General features: G+C 76.5%; 19 protein-coding genes. 9 read left to right on the top strand and 10 right to left on the bottom strand.

Annotated elements, in window-relative coordinates; all coding sequences use genetic code 11:
- Positions 1 to 3: 3 nt before the first annotated feature.
- Positions 4 to 1,197 carry a hydroxypyruvate isomerase family protein gene (locus ACI8AC_RS02535; RefSeq protein WP_456894860.1) on the top strand — a complete coding sequence of 398 codons (1,194 nt, stop codon included), beginning with the start codon at positions 4 to 6 and terminating at the stop codon, positions 1,195 to 1,197.
- On the top strand, positions 1,194 to 1,529 hold the full coding sequence (locus ACI8AC_RS02540) for a DUF1097 domain-containing protein (RefSeq protein WP_456894862.1): 336 nt from the start codon (positions 1,194 to 1,196) through the stop codon (positions 1,527 to 1,529). The genes ACI8AC_RS02535 and ACI8AC_RS02540 overlap by 4 nt, the downstream gene beginning before the upstream one ends.
- Positions 1,530 to 1,564: 35 nt before the next feature.
- On the opposite strand, the gene ACI8AC_RS02545 is transcribed toward ACI8AC_RS02540, so the two are convergent.
- From ACI8AC_RS02545 to ACI8AC_RS02555, 3 genes are all read right to left on the bottom strand, one after another.
- Entirely contained in the window at positions 1,565 to 1,993 is a 429-nt protein-coding gene (locus ACI8AC_RS02545; protein WP_456894864.1) for a response regulator, read from the bottom strand.
- Between the two features lie 149 nt (positions 1,994 to 2,142).
- Complete coding sequence (locus ACI8AC_RS02550) at positions 2,143 to 2,640, bottom strand: hypothetical protein (RefSeq protein WP_456894866.1); 498 nt, start codon at positions 2,638 to 2,640, stop codon at positions 2,143 to 2,145.
- Between the two features lie 101 nt (positions 2,641 to 2,741).
- Positions 2,742 to 5,630, bottom strand: coding sequence for a BTAD domain-containing putative transcriptional regulator (locus ACI8AC_RS02555; protein ID WP_456894868.1), 2,889 nt, complete (start codon positions 5,628 to 5,630; stop codon positions 2,742 to 2,744).
- Between the two features lie 160 nt (positions 5,631 to 5,790).
- On the opposite strand from ACI8AC_RS02555, the gene ACI8AC_RS02560 reads away from it, so the two are divergent.
- Complete coding sequence (locus ACI8AC_RS02560; RefSeq protein WP_456894870.1) at positions 5,791 to 6,606, top strand: alpha/beta fold hydrolase; 816 nt, start codon at positions 5,791 to 5,793, stop codon at positions 6,604 to 6,606.
- A gap of 19 nt (positions 6,607 to 6,625) precedes the next feature.
- Here ACI8AC_RS02560 and ACI8AC_RS02565 read toward each other — a convergent pair whose 3' ends face one another.
- The 3 genes from ACI8AC_RS02565 to ACI8AC_RS02575 all read right to left on the bottom strand — a co-directional run bounded on the left by ACI8AC_RS02565 (position 6,626) and on the right by ACI8AC_RS02575 (position 10,213).
- A complete protein-coding gene (locus tag ACI8AC_RS02565) occupies positions 6,626 to 7,384 on the bottom strand; it encodes a potassium channel family protein (protein ID WP_456894872.1) in 759 nt (252 codons plus the stop codon).
- A gap of 130 nt (positions 7,385 to 7,514) precedes the next feature.
- Positions 7,515 to 8,492: a sigma-70 family RNA polymerase sigma factor gene (locus ACI8AC_RS02570; RefSeq protein WP_456894874.1), complete on the bottom strand. Its 978-nt coding sequence runs from the start codon at positions 8,490 to 8,492 to the stop codon at positions 7,515 to 7,517.
- Positions 8,493 to 8,563: 71 nt separating this feature from the next.
- Positions 8,564 to 10,213, bottom strand: a complete 1,650-nt coding sequence (locus tag ACI8AC_RS02575) for a hypothetical protein (RefSeq protein ID WP_456894876.1) — start codon at positions 10,211 to 10,213, stop codon at positions 8,564 to 8,566.
- Between the two features lie 218 nt (positions 10,214 to 10,431).
- On the opposite strand from ACI8AC_RS02575, the gene ACI8AC_RS02580 reads away from it, so the two are divergent.
- The 4 genes from ACI8AC_RS02580 to ACI8AC_RS02595 all read left to right on the top strand — a co-directional run bounded on the left by ACI8AC_RS02580 (position 10,432) and on the right by ACI8AC_RS02595 (position 14,385).
- On the top strand, positions 10,432 to 11,736 hold the full coding sequence (locus tag ACI8AC_RS02580; protein ID WP_456894878.1) for a sensor histidine kinase: 1,305 nt from the start codon (positions 10,432 to 10,434) through the stop codon (positions 11,734 to 11,736).
- The gene (locus ACI8AC_RS02585) at positions 11,724 to 12,368 is read left to right on the top strand and encodes a response regulator (protein ID WP_456894880.1); all 645 of its coding nucleotides are present in this window, start codon (positions 11,724 to 11,726) and stop codon (positions 12,366 to 12,368) included. Before ACI8AC_RS02580 ends, ACI8AC_RS02585 begins: the two co-directional genes overlap by 13 nt.
- Before the next feature lie 62 nt (positions 12,369 to 12,430).
- The gene (locus ACI8AC_RS02590) at positions 12,431 to 12,685 is read left to right on the top strand and encodes an MBL fold metallo-hydrolase (protein ID WP_456894882.1); all 255 of its coding nucleotides are present in this window, start codon (positions 12,431 to 12,433) and stop codon (positions 12,683 to 12,685) included.
- A gap of 464 nt (positions 12,686 to 13,149) precedes the next feature.
- Positions 13,150 to 14,385: a GNAT family N-acetyltransferase gene (locus tag ACI8AC_RS02595; RefSeq protein ID WP_456894884.1), complete on the top strand. Its 1,236-nt coding sequence runs from the start codon at positions 13,150 to 13,152 to the stop codon at positions 14,383 to 14,385.
- Positions 14,386 to 14,573: 188 nt separating this feature from the next.
- Here ACI8AC_RS02595 and ACI8AC_RS02600 read toward each other — a convergent pair whose 3' ends face one another.
- Together ACI8AC_RS02600 and ACI8AC_RS02605 are read right to left on the bottom strand one after the other, a co-directional pair.
- The gene (locus ACI8AC_RS02600; protein WP_456894886.1) at positions 14,574 to 15,191 is read right to left on the bottom strand and encodes a dihydrofolate reductase family protein; all 618 of its coding nucleotides are present in this window, start codon (positions 15,189 to 15,191) and stop codon (positions 14,574 to 14,576) included.
- A gap of 329 nt (positions 15,192 to 15,520) precedes the next feature.
- On the bottom strand, positions 15,521 to 16,012 hold the full coding sequence (locus ACI8AC_RS02605) for a ribose-5-phosphate isomerase (protein ID WP_456894888.1): 492 nt from the start codon (positions 16,010 to 16,012) through the stop codon (positions 15,521 to 15,523).
- 26 nt (positions 16,013 to 16,038) lie between these two features.
- Between ACI8AC_RS02605 and ACI8AC_RS02610 the strand changes: the two genes are divergently transcribed.
- Positions 16,039 to 16,716 carry a DUF429 domain-containing protein gene (locus ACI8AC_RS02610; RefSeq protein ID WP_456894890.1) on the top strand — a complete coding sequence of 226 codons (678 nt, stop codon included), beginning with the start codon at positions 16,039 to 16,041 and terminating at the stop codon, positions 16,714 to 16,716.
- Between the two features lie 97 nt (positions 16,717 to 16,813).
- On the opposite strand, the gene ACI8AC_RS02615 is transcribed toward ACI8AC_RS02610, so the two are convergent.
- Both ACI8AC_RS02615 and ACI8AC_RS02620 read right to left on the bottom strand, forming a co-directional pair.
- On the bottom strand, positions 16,814 to 17,569 hold the full coding sequence (locus tag ACI8AC_RS02615) for an SDR family oxidoreductase (RefSeq protein ID WP_456894891.1): 756 nt from the start codon (positions 17,567 to 17,569) through the stop codon (positions 16,814 to 16,816).
- 77 nt (positions 17,570 to 17,646) lie between these two features.
- Complete coding sequence (locus ACI8AC_RS02620) at positions 17,647 to 18,312, bottom strand: mycothiol-dependent nitroreductase Rv2466c family protein (RefSeq protein WP_456894893.1); 666 nt, start codon at positions 18,310 to 18,312, stop codon at positions 17,647 to 17,649.
- 112 nt (positions 18,313 to 18,424) lie between these two features.
- Between ACI8AC_RS02620 and pepN the strand changes: the two genes are divergently transcribed.
- Entirely contained in the window at positions 18,425 to 20,974 is a 2,550-nt protein-coding gene (gene pepN / locus ACI8AC_RS02625; RefSeq protein ID WP_456894895.1) for an aminopeptidase N, read from the top strand.
- The last annotated feature ends 114 nt before the right edge of the window (positions 20,975 to 21,088 follow it).

Consider the following 21,088-nt stretch of genomic DNA (forward strand, 5'->3'; position numbering starts at 1 on the left):
CCGGTGCGCTGGGCGGTCAACACCTCGATCCTCTTCGGTGACCTGCCCCGGGAGCGCCGGCCGCACGCCGCCCGCGAGGCGGGCTTCACGGCGGTCGAGTCCTGGTGGCCGTTCGACTCCGCCACCCCCGGCGACCGGGAGGTCGAGGGGTTCGTGCGCGCGGTCGAGGACGCCGGGGTGCGGCTCGTCGCGCTCAACTTCCCCGCCGGGGCGATGGCCGACGGCGATCGGGGGCTGCTGTCGGTCCCGGGCCGCGAGGTCGAGTGGCGGGACGCCGTCGCGGCCACCGTCGGCATCGGCGAGCGGCTGGGTGTGCGGCTGTTCAACGCGCTGTACGGCAACCGGGCCGGCGACACCGACCCCGCCGTCCAGGACGCGCTCGCCGTCGAGCACCTGACCCTGGCCACCCGGGCGGCAGCGCGGATCGGGGGCACCGTGCTCCTCGAACCGCTCAACGCGGCACCGCGGTACCCGCTGCGCACCGCCGAGGACGCGCTCGCCGTCGCCGACCGGGTGGCTGCGGAGACCGGCGCACCCGGGCCCGGCCTGCTGCTGGACCTGTACCACCTCGCGGTCAACGGCGAGGACCTCGACCGGGTGGTCGCCGTCCACGGTCCCCGGGCCGCGCACGTCCAGGTCGCCGACGCACCTGGCCGCGGCGCACCGGGGTACCGGGCGGCTCGGCGTCGAACCCCTCGTGCACCGGTTGGCCGGTGCCGGCTACGGCGGCTGGGTGGCCCTCGGGTACGTGCCCGGGACGGCGGACCCGTTCGCCTGGTTGCCGAGGGAGCGCCGCACGGGGGGCTGACGGGAGCCGCCCCGGAACCCGTCGGACGAGATCGATACGCCCGCCAGGTTCGCACCGCCCGCGGCGGTCCCTCGCGTCGGGCCGACGTGACGTTGGTCGTGCCACCCGGCCGGGATGTCACGGGGAGGCCGGGTCCGCTCGTGCCCGTGACCCCGGCCGGACCTCGAAGGACCTCCCATGAAGCGACTGCTCGCCCTCGGCATCTCGATCGGCGCCCGCGCCGGTGTGTTCACCTGGTTCGCCGGCAGCGTGACCGCCCTCGAGTCCTGGCAGGCCCCGTTCGTCGTCTGGGTCGGGTTCGCCGCCCGGGCGTGCTTCTACGCCGCGGGGGGTCTACGCCGCGGGCGGCGGGGTCGGCGGCCTGGGCAGGACCGTCGCCTGCACGGTGAGCGGGGTGATCTGGGGCTGGGCGATCGTGCGGGCGGCGACGCAGCTCGGCGGCTCGGCCGCGGTGCTCGGGCTCGCGGTCGCCGTGGCCGCGTTCGCGATGTGCGTGCAGGCCACGTGGAGCCTCCTGGCCTTCACCCCCGGCACGTTCGTCGGCGCGGCCGGCTACTTCGGCAACCGGACGGTGTTCTGGTCGACCGTCGTCTCCCTCCTCCTCGGGGCCGTGCTCGCCCTCGCCTCCGAGCGCCCGGCCGACGTCGTCGAGCGGCTGCTCGGCGCCCCGCGGCCGGCGGAGCGCCCTGCCCCCGCCGCCGCAGCACACCGCTGCCGGTGAGGAGCTGCCGGCAGCCGGGGAGCCGCCGAACCGGTTCACAGGCAGTAGGGGCAGTCCCAGCCACCGTCGGCGACCGTGCGCAGGCAGCGCAGCAGCGCACCGAGACGGGTGCCCTTCGGGACCAGGGCGTGCGCCCCGGCGACGACGGCATCGGCTCGCGCCTCGCCGCCTTCCGCGCTCAGCACGATGACCCGGGCCTCGGACCGAGCGGCACGCAGCGCCCGCGTCGCCGCCAGTCCGTCCATCACCGGCATCGAGAGGTCCATGAAGACGACGTCGGGTCGCAGGCGCGCGGCTGCCTCCACCACCTGCGAGCCGTCCTCGCACTCACCGACGACGCTGAGCCCGTCCTCCTCGGAGAGCACGTCCGCCAGGGTCCGGCGCGCCAGCGGGTGGTCGTCGACGAGGAGCACGCGGACGTCGGCGGACGTGTCGCACGCACAGCTCTGCCCGTTCACCCGCACCCTCCCTCACCTTCCGGCGACGACCTAGGAAGGTCGATCCGACCCGTCAGCCGGAACACGCCGGCCATGACCCTCGGGCACATCGGCCGGCCCCGCAAGGGTCCTGCGGCACGTCGCTCCGGCCCGACCGCCGGGGCGACCGGCGCAGGTCACGCACCTCCCGGTTCGACGTCGTGCCCCGCGGCGATCCGCCGCGCGATCTCCTCCACCGGCACGGCCAGCCGCTCGGCCGCCGCGCGGCTGTAGATGACGACGGCGAAGAGCGCGTACTGCCACAGCGGTGCCTGCCACCAGCCGGCGTCGGAGAGCAGGTCGGGTTGCAGACCGCCGCGCATGCAGGCGGCGGCGTACAGGGCGTACTGGCTGTTGCGGTGCTCGACCCGGCCGCGGAACGGAACCTCCGGCAGGAGGCGTTCGCGCAGGCCCTCGTACTGGAGCGGCTCGGCCCCGGCCGGGCAGGCGAGGTCGAGCGCGGTGACGGCCAGCTCGAGCAGGGCGACGTCCGGGCTGAACCGGCCGGGCACGTGGCTGGGAGCGACCGCCACCACGAGGTCGTCGACGTCGTCCCCGCGCACCAGGCCGGAGAGGACGGCGACCTGGGCGCCACGGTGCAGCGCCTCCCGGTCGATCCGCTCCCGTTCCGGCACCACGGCATCCTCCCGCACCCTCGAGGTCGGCAGCGCAGGTCCCGGCGTCCCCGCGGGAACGCCGTCAGAGCCCAGGACCGGCCACGAGCAGGCCGGCCTGATCACGTGGCACGCCGGATGGCCGCCCGGGCGTGCGCCGCGGCGGCCGCGATCGGCAGCCGGCTCCCCTCCTCCAGCAGCGCCGCCAGCTCGGCCGCCCCGAGGTGGTGGCCCAGCTCGTCGACCGCCCGCTGGAGCCCGTCCTCCTCCCGCACGAAGGCCGGGAAGCGGTCGGCGTTGGCCGAGACCGCCCCGGCCAGCAGCGCGGCGTCCGCCCACGCGCCGGCCCGGGTCAGCGAGACCGCCAGGTTCTGCAGCACCCACCACTGGGACAGCTCGCTGCCGATCTCCTCCCACTCCCCCAGCACCCGCTCGAACTCGGCGATCGCCTCCTGCGGCGCCTGGTGCACCGCCACCAGCGCCACGGCCGACGTGCGGGCCAGCATCACGTACAGCTTGTTGCCGACCGGCATCCCGTGCTCGATGCACGCGTCGTAGGCGGCCAGCGCCCGGGCCGGGTCGAGCGTGGCCTGCGCCTCCCCCAGCACGTAGTGCCCCCACGACAGGGCGCCGGGGTTGCCGAGCTCCCGCGCCCGCTGCAGCAGCGGCCCGAGGGCCTCGACCGCCTCGGCGGCCCGCCCGGCGTAGGTCAGCGCCTGGTGGACGGAGAGGTCGCCGAGCAGGCCCATCACCTCCTCGCCGACGGCCCGGTGCAGCCGGGCCCGGAGGCCGAACAGGTCGGCCGCCTCCTCGCCGCGCGTGCGGAACATCGCCACGCAGGCGCACTGGTTCACCGCGCGCCCCGCCGACGGCGCGTCGAACCCCCCGGCCGCCTCCACGCCGCGGCGCGCGAGCTCCCCGGCCTCGGCGATCCGGCCGACCGCCCACGCCGCCGCGGCGGCGGCCGCCAGGGCGTCGGGCAGCCGGGGGTGCTCGACGCCCTCCCACCCGGCCACGGTCGCCCCCCACTCCAGCAGGTCGAGCCGCTGCCGGACGTAGGCGTAGTCCATGACGTCGGCGGCCATCTGCACCGCGAGCCCCCGGTCGTGCCGGACGGCGTGCGCCCAGGCGACGTGCAGGTCCGGTTCGAGGGCGGCGACGGCCGCGGCCACCTCCGCCTCGTCCGGGCCGGCCAGCCGCGGGCTCAGCGCGGCCAGCCGGGCGGCGACGTCCTCCGCGTGCCGCCGGGCGAGGACCGCCCGCTCCCCCGGGTCGCAGCGCTCCCGCGCGTAGGCGCGCAGCGTCTCCAGCAGCCAGAACCGGCCCCGCCCGCCCTGGACCAGCGACTTGTCGACCAGCCGGCCGAGCAGGCCGGCCACCTCGGCCGCGGGCACCCCGTCGTCCCCGCAGACGGCCTCGACCCGGTCCAGGGAGAAGGACGCGGGGAAGACGCCCAGCCGGAGGAAGAGCCGGGCCTCGTCGCCGGTGAGCAGCCCGAAGGACCAGTCCACGACCGCCCGCACCGAGCGGTGCCGTTCCGCGGCGGTCCGGCGGCCCCCGGTGAGCAGCCCGAGCCCCCGGTCCAGGTGCTCGGCGAACCCGTGCAGGCCCAGCGCCGGCGCGCGGGCGGCCCCGATCTCGATGGCCAGCGGGAGGCCGTCGAGCCGGCGGCAGATGAGGGCGACTACCTCGACGTCGTCGTCCGGGAGCCGCCCGGCCTCCAGCCCGGGCGCCCGGTCGAGGAACAACCGGACGGCGGGGTTGCCGCGGTCCGCGCCGGAGGGCAGGGGCAGCGGGGCCAGCAGGTGCACGTGCTCGCGGGCCACCTCGAGCCGCTCCCGGCTGGTCGCCAGCAGGGTGAGCCCCGGCGCGGCCTCGAGCAGGCGCTCCACCAGGGGGGCCAGCGGCGCGAGGACCGTCTCGGCGTTGTCCAGGCACAGGACGCCGCGGAACCCGCCCAGCGTGGCGGCGAGGGCACCGACGGCGTCCGGCCCGCGGGGCGTCTCGGCACCCAGGGCGCCGGCGACCACGTCGGCCAGGCGATCGGCGTCCGCGGTGGACAGGTCCGCCCACCACACCCGCGTCCCCCCGGCCGCCAGCTCGTGCGCGACCTCCAGCACGAGGCGGGTCTTGCCGACCCCGCCCGGGCCGACCACGGTGACCAGCTGCTGGGTCCGCAGGCAGCTGCGCAGGAGGGCCAGGTCCTCCTCCCGCCCCAGCAGGGCGTCCGGTCGCCACGGCAGCGCCCGGGACGGCGAGGGGACCCGCGGGACCGGCCGGCGGGTGTCGCCGCGGAGCACGCGGGTCGCGAGCTCGCGCAGCTCGGGCGAGGGGTCCATGCCCAGCTCGTCGGCGACCAGCCGGCGGTGCCGGTGGTAGGCCTCGACCGCCTCGGCGGGCCGCCCGTCGGCGGCCAGCGCCTGCACGAGCACCTCGACCGGCCGCGCGCGCAGCGGCTCCCGCTCCACCAGGTCGCGGGCCGCGGCGACCGCGTCGGCCACCGCCCCGGCGGCCAGCAACCGGGCCGCACGCTCCTCGAGGGCCGTCGTCCGCAACTCCTCCAGCCGGACGGCGGCGGCCCGGGCCGGCCCGTCGGCGAACTCCCCGTAGGCCGGCCCCCGCCAGAGGGCCAGGGCCTCCTCGAGCAGGCGGACGGCGCCGGCCGGGTCGGCCGCGCCGACCCGGCGCGCCTCGCGGCACGCGGCCTCGAAGCGCTCGGCGTCGACGGCCGCGGGGTCGACCGCGAGCTCGTAGCCCGGCGCCCGGCGGCGCACCAGGGCACCGAGCGGGCCGAGCGCGGCCCGCAGCCGCCGCACCGCCTGGTGCAGCGCGTTGGCCGGGTCCTCGGGCGGGGCGTCGGGCCACAGCGTGTCGACCAGCCGGGAGGTGGGGACGGCGGTGCCCGGCGCGAGCACCAGCGCGACGAGGAGCGCGCGGGACCGCTCCCCCGCGATCGTGATCCGCTCGGCCCCGACCTCGACCTCCAGCGGACCGAGCACACGGAACAGCATGGCCGTCCACCTCGACGTCGGTCCGGTGGAGTCTGACACGGCCGTCGTGCCCGGGAGGCCGTCCGCGGCACCGCGACGACAGGGCGACGACAGCCGCGCCCCCGAGGCTCGGGAGCACCGGGCCGGGCGACCGCCGGCCCCCTCCCCGAGAGGCACGACGATGTCCTTCTTCACCGGATCCCACGGCCGCGTCCACCACGAGGCCTGGCTGCCCCACGGCGGGGTGGAGCGCGTGGTCGTCCTGCTGCACGGCTACGGCGAGCACCTCGGCCTCTACGACCCCCTGGCCCGGCGGCTCGTCGCCGACGGCGCCGCGGTGCACGCCATGGACGCCATGGGGCACGGCCGCAGCGACGGGGAGCGCGCCGTCCTCGACTGGGACGGCTGGGTCGACGACGCCCGGCAGCTGACCGACCTCGCCCGCGACCGGCACCCCGGCCGGCCGGTGGTGCTCGTCGGGCACTCGGGTGGGGGCCTGGCCGCCTACCTGCTCGCGCTGCGCTCCCCCGGCACCGCCGACGGGCTGGTGCTCTCGGGAGCACCCCTGCGCCGGCAGGAGTGGGTCGAGGCGATGCTCGCCGACGGCCCGGAGGAGGAGGTCGCCGTCGACCCCGGCGAGGTGTTCAGCACGCACCCCGAGTACGTGCACGCCCTCCTCCACGACCCGCTGACCTGGCACGGGGGCTTCCGGCCGGAGACCCTGCGGGCCCTCGTCCGCGTGTGGCCGGAGGCCGCCGCCGGCCTGGCCCGAGGACTGCCGGAGCTGCCGGTGCTGTTCGTGCACGGCGAGGACGACCAGATCGTCCGCGTCGGCGACCCCCGGGCGAGCGCGGCGCAGCTCCCGCGCGCCCGCGTCGTGACCTTCCCCGGTGACCTGCACGACGTGCTCAACGAGCACGACCGCGACCGCGTCCACGAGGTCGTGGCCGGCTTCGCCGCCGCTTGCACCGCCGTCCCGGCGACCGCGCCGGCCTGACCCGCGCCGGGCCGGCCCGTCACCCGCCGCGGGCCGGCTCGGAGCCCGGCCGGGCGGCCAGCTCCGCCCGCAGCCGGGCCACCTCGTCGGCCAGCGCGTGCACGTCCCGCCGGGTCGCCGCCTGCGACTCCTCCTCGACCTCCTCCACCCGCTCGATCAGCCACGACGCCAGCGCGGCGGTCACCACGCCGAGCAGGGCGATGCCGGCGAGCATCAGGCCGACCGCGATCGCGCGGCCGGTCGGGGTCACCGGGAAGCGGTCGCCGTACCCCACGGTGGTCACGGTGGCGAACGCCCACCAGACGGCGTCGGCGAAGCCGGTGATGTTGGCGTCCGGCGCGTCGCGCTCGGCGTCGAGAGCGGCGACGGCGGCGAGGAACAGCACCAGCGTCGTCGCCCCCGCCACGTACACCGCCACCCGCCCGCGCAACGACCGGCCGGCGTTCCGGTTCAGCACGTTGAGCAGGGTCACCAGGCGCAGCAGCCGCAGCGGGCGGAACAGCGGCAGGACGACGAGCGCGAGGTCCACCAGGTGGGTGCGCACGAACGCCCGCCGGTCGCTCGCCAGCCCGAGCCGGACGAGGTAGTCCACGGCGAACACCGTCCAGGTCGCCCAGGTGAGGACGGTGAGCACCTCGGGCCACGGCGCGGCCAGGTCCGGGTCGATGACCGGCCAGGCGTAGGAGACCACGAACAGGACGGCGGCGGCGATGAGCGGCCACTCGGCGGCCTGCTCCCACCGCTCCAGGCGGTCGTCGGTCGGGACGGGGTGGGCCATGCGCCGGGACGCTAGCGGCGCATGACCCCGCCACCCGACCGGGCCCACCCGGCCCACCGCGCCGGGTCACCCCGCAGGACCCGCCCGGGGCGTCACCGCGGACGCGCGGGTGGTGGGGGCAGGCCGTTCGTCAGGCCGGGGGCTGCGCCGGCAGGCCGAGCCGGGCGAACAGGTCGTTGTCGAGGTCGAGGAAGCTCGAGATGTGGGCCACCCGCCCGTTCCGCACCTCGAGCACGTGCAGCGCCCACGGCGTGTGACCACCGCCCTCGCACGGGCGCCACTGGGCCACCGCCGGTGCGCCGTTGGCCTCGGTGAGCAGCAGCTTCGAGCCGCGGCACCCCCCGCCGGGGCCGAGCATCCAGGCGCCGATGTCCTCGCGGCCGCGCAGCCACATCTCGAACGGCGGCATGTGCTGGGTCGCGTCCTCGTGCAGCAGGGCCACGAAGGCGTCGATGTCGTAGCGCTCGAAGGCGTCGACGTAGCGGTCGAGCAGGTCGCGGGTGTCGTCGTCGAGCGGCTGGGACCGGAACTCCCCGTCCAGCGAGCCCAGCGTCGCCCGGGCCCGCTGCAGCGCGCTGTTCACCGACGCCACCGTGGTCTCCAGCAGCCCCGCGACCTCGTCGGCCTTCCAGCGCAGCACGTCGCGCAGCAGCAGCACCGCCCGCTGGCGCGGCGGCAGGTGCTGCAGCGCGGCGACGAAGGCCAGCCGCACCGACTCCCGCTGCACCGCCTGCTCGGCGGGGTCGGCGTCCTCGGCCACGACCCTCCGGTCGAGCACCGGCTCCACCCAGGCCTCGGCCGGCCGGCGGGCCGACAGCGAGGCCTCCACCGGCCTCCACGGCGAGCCCGAGAGGTCCATCGGCAGGGCGCGCCGCTGCCGGCCGGAGAGCTGGTCGAGGCAGACGTTCGTGGCGATGCGGTACAGCCACGAGCGCAGCGCCGAGCGGCCCTCGAAGTCGGCCAGGCCGCGCCAGGCCCGGACCATGGTCTCCTGCACCGCGTCGTCGGCGTCGAACGCCGAGCCGAGCATGCGGTAGCAGTAGCCGGTCAGCTCGCGCCGGTGCTCGAGCAGGCGCGGGTCGAGCTCCTCGCCGACGACGGTGGTCACGGGCCCTCCTCAGGAGTCGATGGCCCGGTCACCTCACCACAGGGGACCGACGGAACGGGAGCCCCGGCGGCCTACTGGTAGCTGATCAGCTGGGGGCGCGGGTCGACCTGGGCGATGGTCTCCTCCGGGGTCAGCATGGGCAGGTCCTCGTCGTAGAAGTTCTTCCAGCCCCAGTACAGGCCCTCCGGGCCGGTCTGGTGCAGCACCCGCCAGGTGTCCTGCTTGGCTGCCTGCCCGCCCTGGCCGTCGGCGTGCACCATGACCGCGAGCTCGTCCCGTGACATGTCGAGCTGCTCGCGGCCCGGCAGCATGTCGACCCGGAACTGGTGCAGCACCAGCAGCTTCTGCGGCAGCTGGTTCTCCCGGGTGAGGTCGGCCAGCCAGGTGATCACCCGGTTGACCTCCTCGACGTCGACGTGCCCGATCTGGGTCAGGTGCACCTGGTTCGGCTCCAGCCGCCACTCGGGGTCCAGGGCCAGGCCGACGTGCGGCATCTCCAGCAGCGACCGGTACAGCTCGGCCTGGGTGACGAAGTCGGTGCGCCCCGGCTGCAGGTCGATCACGACGTAGAGGCCGGCCTCGCCCGCGGCCTCCACCCACGGCCGCAGCTCCTCGGCGGGCACCTCGGTGGAGTAGTTGCCGTCGGGACCGGCGAACTCCGAGGCCACCGTGGCGATGATCTCGAACGAGGGGACGACGGTGGCGTCCTGGACCAGCGGCTCGTACGGCGCCGCGTGCGCCCGGGCGCGCTCGATCGCGGCCTCCAGCGGCTGCTCGCCGAGGACGCCGAGCGCGCCGGTGCCCGGGTGCCCGTAGAGCGCGACGAGGAAGTGCTCCGGGAACAGCAGCTGCCCGCCGCCGGGCAGCTGGGTGCCGGTGGCCGCGGTCTGCAGCTTCCAGTCCAGGCCGTCCTCCGCGGCGAACCCGGTGCCCAGGGCGACGACGCTGCCCGGGTCCGCCTCGCCCATCAGCGCCACGAGCTCCTCGGAGGCCCGCGGGTCGGTGGCGCCGTCGGTGAGCTGGACCTGCGCGCCCGCGGCCCGGGCGGTGGCCAGGCCGGCCAGCTCGCCGTCCGCACCGGTGGCCAGCACGAGGGTGTCGGCCAGCGGCTCGCCGCGCTCCACCTCGGGCAGCGTGCCCGGGTCCTCCCCGGCGGCCTCCTCCGCCCCGCCGCCGGCGACGAGGGCGACCGGCTCCTCCGGGTCGAGGCCGGCGACCGCCGCGGCCGCCTCGCCGTCGGCCACCTGCTGCGGGTCGCCGAGGTCCAGCCCGGTGGCCTCACCCACCGCGGCGGGGTCGGCCGGGACGCGCACCACCTCGGCGCCGCCGTCGGCCCTCCCCTCGGCCTCCCCGACCGCCAGCACGGTGCCCGCGCCGAGCCGCTCCAGCTCCTCGGCGACGGCGCCGCCGCCGTCGCTGCCGCCGGGCTCCAGCAGCAGGGGGACGCCGAGGCCCGCGGCGGCCGAGGCGGCCAGCAGCGTGCCCGGGGTGTCGCCGTCCCGGGCGAGCACGACCACCCCGGCGCTGTCGAACAGCGCCCGGCTGGCCGACACGGCCGCCGCGACCGGGTCCTCGTCGGCGACCAGGGTGAGCCCGGCGTCCGGCTCCGCGGTGGTCACCGCGGCGGACTCCCGGGCGTCGGCGTCCGAGCCCGACGAACTGGTGCACCCGCTGCCGACCACGAGCACGGTGAGCACGATCGGCACGGTCGTTGCGCGCACGGGACCTCCCCCGGCCGGGCACCCGGTCGCGCGGGGGCACGACGGCGGCGGGGGGCCACGGCTAGGACCCGACAGTAGCGAGCCGGGTGCTGGACACCGCCGGGACGGGCCAGGACCATCGCCGCCGAGATGAGCACCCACCTGTCGGGTCAGCCCGACACCCGATCGGCCTGCTGGCGGGATCGGCCCCGCGCCCGCCCGCGACCAGGCTCGACGGCATGACCACCGAAACTGCGGTCCGGCCGCCCGTGCCCGCTCCCCCGCCCGCCGTCGCCCTCCGCGGTCGGCTGCGGCAGCTCGGCGTCGACACCGGCTACTCGCTGGCCGCCTTCCCGCTGGGGCTGGCCGCCTTCGTCGTCGTCGTGACCGGCCTGGCCACCGGCGCCGGGCTGCTCGTCGTGTGGGTGGGCGTGGCCGTGCTCGCGGCCACGCTGCTGGCCGCCCGCGGCCTGGCCGCCGCCGAGCGGGCCTGGCTGCCGGCCGTGCTGGGCCGCCCGCTGCCGCGGCCGGCCTACGCGGCCCCCACCGGCGGCCGCGTCCGCCGGCTCACCACGCCGCTGCGCGACCCGCAGTGCTGGCTCGACGCCCTGCACGCGGTCGTCCGGTTCCCGTTCGCCGTGCTCGGCTTCTCGATCACGGTCACCTTCTGGGCCGGCGCCCTGGGCGGGCTGACGTACGGCGCCTGGGACTGGGCGCTGCCCGACAGCGAGGGCAGCCAGGACCTGCTGCAGGTGATGGGCTTCGACACCGGCCGCGGGGAGCGGATCGCCTTCTACACCCTCATCGGCGTCGTCCTCGCGCTGCTGCTGCCGCTCGCCGTGCGGGCCGTCGCCGTCCTGCAGGCCCAGGTCGGCCGGGCGCTGCTGACCTCGCGCGCCGCCACCCAGGCCGAGATCGGCCGGCTGGCCGGCGGTCGCGACGCCGCCGTCGCCGCCGAGGCGGTGGCCCTGCGCCGGCTGGAGCGCGACATCCACGACGGCCCGCAGCAGCACCTGGTGCGGCTGGGCATGGACCTCTCCCGCGCCCAGCGGCAGCTCGAGCGCGACCCCGAGGCCGCGCGGGCCACGCTCGGCGAGGCCGCGGGTCTGGCCAAGGAGGCGCTGGAGGAGCTGCGCGCCCTCTCCCGCGGCATCGCCCCGCCGGTCCTGGCCGACCGCGGCCTGGCCGCGGCGCTGGCCGCCGTCGCCGCCCGCTCGCCCGTGCCGGTCGAGCTCGCCGTCGACCTGCCGCAGGAGCGCCTGGCACCGGTCGTGGAGAACACCGCTTACTTCGTGGTGAGCGAGGCGCTGGCCAACGTGGCCAAGCACAGCGGCGCGACCGCCTGCCAGGTCGTCGTGGTGGTCGCCGGCCCCGCCCTGCGGGTCGTGGTCGAGGACGACGGCCGCGGCGGTGCCGTGGCCGCGCCCGGGCACGGCCTGGCCGGCCTGGCCGACCGGCTGCGCGCGGTGGACGGCGTCCTCACCGTGGACTCCCCCGCCGGCGGGCCCACCCGGCTGGTCGCGGAGGTCCCGTGCGGGTCGTGATCGCCGACGACTCGGTGCTCCTGCGGGAAGGTCTGGTCCGGCTGCTCGAGGACGAGGGCCACGAGGTGGTCGCCGCCGTCGGGGACGGGCCCTCCCTGGTCCGGGCGGTGCGCGAGCACCGCCCGGACGTCGCCGTGGTCGACGTCCGCATGCCGCCCACGCACACCGACGAGGGCCTGCGCGCGGCGGTCGAGGCGCGTGCGGCGGTGCCGGGGACGGCGGTGCTCGTGCTCTCCCAGTACGTGGAGGTCGCCTACGCCGACGAGCTGCTCGCCGACGGCCGCGGCGGGGTCGGCTACCTGCTCAAGGACCGGGTGACCGACGTCGACTCGTTCGTCGCGGCGCTGGACGACGTCGTCGCCGGCGGCACCGCGCTGGACCCGCAGGTGGTGGCCCAGCTGTTCGCCCGCCGCCGCGCCGACGACCCGGTGCGCCGGCTCACCCCGCGGGAGCGAGAGGTGCTGGGCCTGATCGCCGAGGGCCACTCCAACAGCGCCGTCGCCCGCCTCCTGGTGGTCACCGAGGGCGCGGTGGAGAAGCACACCCAGCGCATCTTCGCCAAGCTCGGCCTGGCCCAGGACGAGGACCACCACCGCCGGGTCATGGCCACGCTGGCCTACCTGCGCGGCTGAGGAGGACCCCGCTGCCCCCCCACCGCGCGCGGGCTCGCGGCGGGCCCCCGCACCGGGGCCGGGTGAACCGGTACCTGCTGGAGGACGGCGCGGACCCGACGCTGGCGGACGCCGGCCACCCGGGCGACGCCGACGACGTGGAGCGCTCCGTCGCGCTCACCGGCCACCGCACCGAGGACGTCCGGGCCGTGGTGGTCGCCCACGCCCACACCGACCACCCGGGCGGGTGCCCCGGCTGCAGGCGACCCACGGCACTCCCGTCCCCGCCGACCCGGTCCATGCAGCCCACGTCCGGCGGGAGCGCCTGGAGCAGGTGACGGTGCCCCGCGTGCCGGCGGGTTCCTGGCGTCCGCGGGTGGCCGCCCGGGCGGTGCGCGCGCTCACCCGCGGGGGGACGCGGGAGATGCCGGGAACGTCGGTCCTGCCGTTCCCGCCCGGCGGGCCGCCGGACCTCCCGGGCGCGCCGGTGCCGGTCCCGACGCACGGGCACACGTCGGGTCACACCGCCCTGCGCCTGCCCGCGGCCGGCGTCGTCCTCCCCGGCGACGCGCTGGTCACCGGGCACCCGACCTCGGCGCGGCCGGGCCCGCAGCTGCTGCCGCGGACGTCCCACCACGACCCGGCCCGCCGCCGCGCTGGACGCGCTCGCCCGGCTGGACGCCGACGTGGTGCTGCCCGGCCACGGCGGGCCCTCCCGCGGTGCGGTGCGCGACGCCGTGGCGCGGGCGCTCGACCGGTGACCGGGTCGCCTCCCGTCGTCCCCACCCGGTAGACAGCAGCGGTGACCGAGCTCGCCGACCACCTCCGCCCCGTGACCGCCGACGAGTGGCCGGCGTTCGCCCGCGCCATGCACACCGTCTTCGCCGAGGAGGGGCCGTCCTCGTTCGTCGACGCCGTCCCGCCGTACGCGGAGCTGGACCGGTCCCTGGCCCTGTGGGAGGGCGACCGGGTGGTCGCGACCTCGGGGGTCTACAGCCGCGAGCTGACCGTGCCGGGCGCCGTCGTCCCCTGCGGCGGGGTGACCTGGGTGACCGTCTCCCCCACCCACCGGCGCCGGGGCGTGCTCACCGGGATCATGCGCCGCCAGCTCGACGCCATGCGCGGCCGCGAGCCGGTCGCGGCGCTGTGGGCCTCGGAGGCCTCCATCTACGGCCGGTTCGGGTACGGCACCGCCACCTGGAAGGGCGGGCTGCACGGGCGCACCGAGCGGCTGCGGCTGCGCCCGGACGTCGACCTCGGGGCGGGCCGGGTGGACCTCGTCGACGCCGCCGCCTACCGCGCCGCAGCGCCGGCGGTGCACGAGCGCCTCCGGCGCTGGGTCCCCGGCAACCTGGCCCGCGACGACCGCTGGTGGGACCGGCAGGTGCGCGACGACCCCACGCAGCGCGAGGGCGCGATGGAGCGGCAGTACGCCCTGTGCACCGAGCCCGACGGCACGGTCAGCGGGTACGCCGCCTTCCGGCTCAAGGCCGGCTGGACCGACGCCGGCGAGCCGGACGGCACGATCACCGTCGAGGAGGTCCGCGCCTCCGGGACGCCGGCCTACGCCGCGCTCTGGAACCTGCTGCTCTCGGTGGACCTCGTGCGGACCGTCCGGGCGCCGCTGCTGTCTCCCGACGACCCCGTCCGCCACCTGCTGGCCGACCCGCGGGCCCTGAACGCGCAGCCCTTCGACGGGCTGTGGGTGCGGCTGGTGGAGGTCGACCGGGCCCTGGCCGCCCGCCGCTACCCGGCGCCGGTCGACCTCGTGCTCGAGGTGCGCGACCGGTTCTGCCCGTGGAACGAGGGCCGCTGGCGGCTGACCGGCCACCCGGCAGGTGGGCACTGCGCCCCCACCGACCGCGACCCCGACCTTGTCGCCGACGTCGAGGCGCTGGCCGCCGCCTACCTCGGCGGGGTCTCGCTGGCGACGCTGCAGGCGGCCGGCCGGGTCACCGAGGTCAGCCCGGGCGCGGTGACGCTGGCGGCCACCGCGTTCCGCTGGCCGGTCACCCCCTGGTGCCCCGACGAGTTCTGACCGGGTGTGTCCTGTTCGGCTGCGACCGCCCTAGCAGGGACGGTCGGCACCGTGCACGGCATGCCGTACGCCAGTGACCTGACCGACGACACCCCGCGTCACCTGTCCGCTGTCCGTGGACGCCGTCGCCGGGTCCTCCCGCGGCGTGGGCGTCGGCCGCTCCCCGGGCGCGCATCGTGTGGTGATCTCTACAGCGGGTCGGCCGGGGTGACCCCGGCGCGCGGGATCCGGCGCTGTCGGACAGTCTGGTCCGACAGCTCGCGGACGCGGACGCGGAGGATGGTGGCGTCGCCCGACCGCGTGCTGCCGATCGGTTCCAGGTCTGTCCTCGCGAGGCCCGGGGGCGAGAAGCGGATGCCGTCGCCGAGCAGGACCGGCAGCAGATACACCAGGATCTCGTCGACGAGCCCCCGCTGCAGGCACTGGCCGGCCACGTCGGCGCCGAGGATCTCGAGGTTCCTGCCGCCGGCAGCGTCCAGTGCCGTGGCGACCGCTTCGCCGATGTCGCCGGTGAGGATCGTGACGTCCGGGTCCGGCGGCACCAGCGGCCTGTGGGTGAGGAGGAACACGGGTCCGGAGAAGGGGTAGTCGACGCTGTCCGGCTTCTCGGTCTTCATCCGGGCGCCCACCTCCCAGGTCCGCCGGCCGACGAGCATGGCGCCGGTGGCCGCTGCGATCCCCGCGAGATCGTCCGGTGCCACGAAGTCGGCGAGAGCGCGATCGTTCCCCCAGTCCATCGAACGGCCGGGACCGGCGATGAAGCCGTCGAGTGACATGCACCGGTTCACGACGACCTCGCCGCTCATCTCACGACCGCCATCTCCGCGTCGTCACCGCACGCCTGACCTCTGCGAGCCGACGTCTGCGGGACCTCAGCGCGCGCTGCCACGGTCCGGATCTTCCCGCCGACCGGGGTGGTCGGGAAGTGCCGCTCCGGCGCGTCCACGTGACGACCCGGCCGGGCAGTGGCGACGGGTACGGCATCCACCTCTCCGCATGACAGCGCAGCCGGCTCCCAGGGCCGGAGGCACCAGGAAGAGGGACACCCGGCAAGTGGACCTCGGTGCCCCTCACGCCTCGCCGTCGCTCGGCGCGGGACCCGGGAGGGGGGCCGCCCCGGCGCGCGGGAGGGTGCCTAGACCCGGTCCTCCCGGGTGGGGAGCCCGCCGGCCGGGCGGTGCCGCTCCTGCTCGTACTCGCTCACCAGGCCGATCCGGCGAGCGTGCCGCTCCTCCCCGCTGAACGGGGTGGCGAGGAAGACCAGCACCAGCTCGGTGGCCTCCTCGACGCTGTGCTGGCGGGCGCCGATCGAGACCACGTTGGCGTCGTTGTGCTGGCGGGCGAGCTCGGCGGTCGACCGGTTCCACACCAGCGCGGCCCGCACCCCGGGGACCTTGTTGGCCGCGATCTGCTCCCCGTTGCCGGAGCCGCCGATGACCACGCCCAGGCTGCCGGGCTCGGTGACCGTGCGCTCGCCGACCTCGAAGCAGAACGGCGGGTAGTCGTCCTGGGCGTCGTACTCGAAGGCCCCGCAGTCGACCGGCTCGTACCCGGCGTCGGCGAGGGCCTGCTTGAGGTGCTCCTTGAACTCCAGGCCGGCGTGGTCGGTCCCGACGAAGACGCGCATGGGCGGGAGTCTGTCAGGCTGCGCGGGTGGCGGTACTGGGGGTCGACGGCTGGCGCGGCCGGTGGGTCGGCGCCCTGCTCGACGGGCGGTCGGTCCGCCTGCTCGACCTGGCCGACGTGGCGGCCGTCCTCGCCGTCCCGGAGGTCGAGGTGGTCGGCATCGACATGCCGATCGGGCTGGCGGACGACGGCGTCCGGGCCTGCGACGTCCAGGCGCGCGGCCGGCTGCGCCCCTACGGCGCGGCGAGCTCCGTCTTCCCGACCCCGGTCCGGGCGGTGCTCGCCACCGACGACTACGCGGAGGCCCGCGCGCTCTCCCGGGCGGCGACGAACCCGCCGCGGGCGCCGTCCGCGCAGGCGTTCCGGCTGGTGCCGGCCATCCGCGCCCTCGACCGGGCCCTCGGGGAGCCGCCCGCCTCGCACGTCGTGGAGGTGCACCCCGAGCTGGCCTTCCGGGCGCTGGACCCAGGGCTGCGGGACGCCAAGGTCACCGCGCGCGGCCTGGCGCGGCGGCTGGCCGCGCTGCGCGCCGTGATGGACGTGGACGCGGCGCTGCTCGGGGCCCCGGCGCGGCTGCCGGCCGTGGACGCGCTCGACGCCTGCGCCGCCGCCTGGTCGGCGCGGCGGGTCGCCGAGGGCACGGCGGAGTGCGTCGGGGACGGCACGCTCGACGCCCGCGGCCGACCGATGCGCATCTGCTGGTAAGAGGACCCCGTCCCCCTCACCCCTCGCACGCTCGGGGCGAGCCTCCGGACGGGTCCGGACGGGGCCACCGTCCTCCTCACCCCTCGCCGGGCCTTGCCTACGTGAAGCGGCGGACGGCCGGGAGGGGGAGCACCCGCAGCAGCGCCGACACCGGCCGCCACGGCCACGTCGGCACGTAGGCGCGCACCGGCTCCCGCTCGATCGCCGCGACGAGGGCGTCGACGCCGGTGTCGAGGTCGACGGTGAACGGGCCGCGCCGTCCCACGTTGATGTCGGTGGCGATGTAGCCGGGCAGCACGGTGGTCACCCGGATGCCGGTGCCCAGCACGTCGGAGCGGACACCCTCGCCGAGCGCGTTGAGCGCCGCCTTGCTCGCGCCGTAGGCCGTGCGGGTCTGCCGCATCCCCCGGACGCTCGCCACGGAGGAGATGAGCACCAGGTGACCGCTGCCCTGGGCGCGGAAGACCTCCATCGCCGCCTCGCACTGGGCGTGCGCGCCGAGGACGTTGGTGTGCAGGACGGCGCGGTTCACCGCCGCCTGCCCGGTGCCGACGGAGGCGCCCTTGCCGATGCCGGCGTTCACGACGAAGCGGTCCAGCCCGCCGAGCTCCTCGACCAGCCCGGGGACGGTGCGCGCCACCGCCTCGGGGTCGTCGACGTCCAGCCCGGCGGTCACCACGCGGATGCCGGGGTGGCGCTCCAGCAGCTCGGCGCGCAGCGCGTCGAGACGGTCGGTGCGGCGGGCGATCAGGGCGAGGTCGCGGCCCAGGGCGGCGAACCGGCGGGCCATGCCCTCGCCCAGGCCGGAGCTGGCGCCGGTGATGAGGATGCGGCGGCGGACGGGGTGCGGCACCGGGCCAGCATGCCGCAGCCGCTCCGAGCGGAGTGCCAGGGGAGCGCTCCCCGCGCCCCGGCACCCCGCTCGGGACGTCAGCGGCGGCCGGTCAGCTCCAGCGCCTCGGCCGGGACCGACGCCATGTCGGGACCGGAGGTGCGGGTGCGCTTGAGCTCCCAGAAGTCCGGCAGGTTGGCCAGCAGGACGGCACCGTCGAAGGCCTGGCCGGCCTCCTCGCCGGTGGGCACCTTGCTGATCACCGGGCCGAAGAAGGCCACGCCGTCGATGTGCATGACGGGGGTCCCGACGTCGTCCCCCACGGGGTCCATGCCGGCGTGGTGGCTCTTCTCCAGGTCCTCGTCGTAGTCGGTGGAGGTCGCGGCCTCGGCGAGGGAGGCCGGCAGGCCGACCCGCTCCAGGGCGGGGACGACGAGCTCGTCGATCTCGACGCCCTCGTGGTGCCGCAGCGTGCCCATGGCGGTGTAGAGGTCACCGAGGACCTCTTCGCCGTGCAGCTGGGCGGCGGCGACGGCCACCCGGACCGGGCCGATGGCCTTGGTCATCATCTCGTGGTAGTCGGCGGGGAGGTCCCGCCCGCGGTTGAGCACGGCCAGGCTCATGACGTGCCAGTGCAGGTCGATGTCGCGGACCTTGGCGGCCTCGAGCACCCAGCGGCTGGTCAGCCAGGCCCACGGGCACAACGGGTCGAACCAGAAGTCCACGCGGGCCTTCACGGGGGCGCTCTGCACTGCCTCGGTCATGGGGTCTCCTCGCTGCAGGTCGGGTTCGGTGCTCCCTCGTGGCAAGCCGCCCGGGGAGGTGGTTGTTCCCTCAACCGACGGTGTGTCGGCGGCGCGTGGGAGGCTGCCGGGCGTGGCCGTACCGAACCTGACCCGCGAGAACGCCGCCGCCCGAGCCCGCCTGCTGGCGGTCGGGGGCTACGACCTCCAGTTCGACCTCACCGACGGCGCCGGCCGGCCGGGCGAGGGGACCTTCCGCTCGACGACGACGGTGCACTTCACCTGCCGCGAGCCGGGGGCGGACACGTTCATCGACCTGGTCGCCGAGCGGGTGCGCTCGGCGACCCTCAACGGGGCGGCCCTCGACGTCGGCACGTGGACCGAGGAGGGCGGCCTCCCGCTGCCCGGCCTGGCCGCCGAGAACACCCTCGTGGTGGACGCCGACTGCCGGTACTCCAACTCCGGGGAGGGGCTGCACCGCTTCGTCGACCCCGAGGACGGGCAGGTCTACCTCTACACCCACTTCGAGCCGGCCGATGCCAAGCGGGTGTTCACCTGCTTCGACCAGCCCGACCTCAAGGCCACGTACACCGTGCACGTCATCGCGCCGTTCGACTGGCAGGTGGTCTCCAACAGCGGCGAGCGCACCGTCGAGGCCGGCCCCGGCGGCTCCCAGCTCGTGCACTTCGCGGCGACCAAGCGGCTGTCGACCTACCTGCTGGCCCTGGTCGCCGGCCCCTACGCCCGGGTGACCGACTCGCACGAGGGCATCCCGCTGGGGCTGTACTGCCGCGCCTCGCTGGCCCAGCACCTCGACCCCGAGGAGCTCTTCCGGGTCACCAAGCAGGGCTTCGACTTCTACCAGCGGGTCTTCGACTACCCGTACCCGTTCGACAAGTACGACCAGCTGTTCGTCCCCGAGTTCAACGCCGGGGCCATGGAGAACGCCGGCGCGGTCACCTTCCTCGAGGACTACGTGTTCCGTTCGCGGGCCACCCGCGCCCGCTACGAGCGGCGCGCCGAGACGGTGCTGCACGAGCTGGCCCACATGTGGTTCGGCGACCTGGTCACCATGCGCTGGTGGGACGACCTGTGGCTCAACGAGTCCTTCGCCACCTACATCTCGGTGCTGTGCCAGGCCGAGGCGACCGAGTACACGACCGCCTGGACCACCTTCGCCAACAGCGAGAAGGCCTGGGCCTACGCGCAGGACCAGCTGCCCTCCACCCACCCGGTGGCCGCCGACATGGTCGACGTGGCCGCGGTCGAGGTGAACTTCGACGGCATCACCTACGCCAAGGGCGCCTCGGTGCTCAAGCAGCTGGTGGCCTACGTCGGCCGGGAGGAGTTCCTGGCCGGGATCCGCCGCTACTTCCGGGCCCACGAGTACGGCAACACCACGCTGGCCGACCTGCTCGACCCGCTGTCGGAGGCCACCGGCCGCGACCTGTCGGAGTGGTCGCGGCAGTGGCTGGAGACCAGCCAGGTCAACACCCTGCGCCCGGTCCTCGAGCTGTCCGACGACGGCCGCTACCGCTCCTTCGCCATCGAGCAGACGGCGGTCCCCGAGCACCCGGTGCTGCGCCGGCACCGGCTGGCCGTCGGCCTCTACAGCGCCGGGCCCGAGGGGCTGACCCGCACCCACCGGGTCGAGCTGGACGTCGACGGCGAGCGCACCGAGGTCCCCGAGCTGGCCGGCCACCCGGCGGCCGACCTCGTCCTGGTCAACGACGAGGACCTCACCTACGCCAAGCTGCGCCTCGACGAGCGGTCCCTGGCCACGCTGCAGCGGTCCATCGCCCACATCCCCGACTCGCTGGCCCGGGCGCTGTGCTGGTCGGCGGCCTGGGACATGACCCGGGACGCCGAGCTGCCGGCCCGCGACTGGGTGCGCCTGGTGCTCGCCGGCATCGACGCCGAGACCGAGATCAGCGTCGTCCAGTCGCTGCTGGCGCGGGTGCAGTCGGCGTTGACGTCCTACGCCGACCCCGCCTGGGCCGACACCGGGTGGCGGGCGCTGGCCGACAAGGCGCTGCAGGCGCTGGAGACGGCCGAACCCGGCAGCGACGCGCAGCTGCAGTGGTCGCGGACGTTCGCGGCCGCGGCGCGGACCGCGGAGCACGCCGCGGTGCTGCGCGGCCTGCTCGACGGTTCCCGGACGGTGGAGGGGCTCGCCGTCGACGCCGACGCACGCTGGGCCTTCCTCAACGGCCTGATCGCGATCGGCGCGGCCGGTGACGCCGAGATCGCCGCCGAGGCCGAGCGGGACGCCACGGCCACCGGGGTCCGGCGCGCGGCGACCGCGCGGGCGCTGCGCCCGACCGCGGAGGCCAAGGCGGAGGCCTGGCAGCAGGCCTTCCACGACGCGTCGGTGCCCAACGCCGTGCACGAGGCGCTGGTGGCCGGCTTCTGGCACCCGGCGCAGCGCGAGCTCACCGCCGGCTACGTGGAGCGCTACTTCAACGAGTGCGGCCCCATGTGGGAGCGCCGCCCCGGCGAGATCGCCAAGAACACCGTGCAGTACCTGTTCCCGCCGGTGGTCGAGCAGCGCACCGTGGCGGCCGCCGACGCGTGGCTGGCCGACGGGTCGCACCCGGCGCCGCTGCGGCGGCTGGTCACCGAGGGCCGGGACGGCATCGCCCGGGCGCTGCGGGCGCGGGAGCGGGACACCGCGGCCGCCTGACCCGGCCCCTGGCCCCTGGCCCCGGCGATCACGAGGTCCGGGAAGGGGCACGCCGGCGTGGACCGGTGTGCCGCCTCCCGGACCTCGTGATCACAGCGGGGCGGCCTGCCCCAC

The sequence above is a fragment of the Geodermatophilus sp. SYSU D00758 genome (assembly GCF_054049955.1).

What these genes read in the sequence shown, in the direction of transcription:
- ACI8AC_RS02600 (WP_456894886.1), bottom strand. Translation starts at nt 15,191, where the DNA reads ATGAGCGGCGAGGTCGTCGTGAACCGGTGCATGTCACTCGACGGCTTC.
- ACI8AC_RS02605 (WP_456894888.1), bottom strand. Translation starts at nt 16,012, where the DNA reads ATGCGCGTCTTCGTCGGGACCGACCACGCCGGCCTGGAGTTCAAGGAG.
- ACI8AC_RS02565 (WP_456894872.1), bottom strand. Translation starts at nt 7,384, where the DNA reads ATGGCCCACCCCGTCCCGACCGACGACCGCCTGGAGCGGTGGGAGCAG.
- ACI8AC_RS02555 (WP_456894868.1), bottom strand. Translation starts at nt 5,630, where the DNA reads ATGCTGTTCCGTGTGCTCGGTCCGCTGGAGGTCGAGGTCGGGGCCGAG.
- ACI8AC_RS02620 (WP_456894893.1), bottom strand. Translation starts at nt 18,312, where the DNA reads ATGACCGAGGCAGTGCAGAGCGCCCCCGTGAAGGCCCGCGTGGACTTC.
- ACI8AC_RS02580 (WP_456894878.1), top strand. Translation starts at nt 10,432, where the DNA reads ATGACCACCGAAACTGCGGTCCGGCCGCCCGTGCCCGCTCCCCCGCCC.
- ACI8AC_RS02560 (WP_456894870.1), top strand. Translation starts at nt 5,791, where the DNA reads ATGTCCTTCTTCACCGGATCCCACGGCCGCGTCCACCACGAGGCCTGG.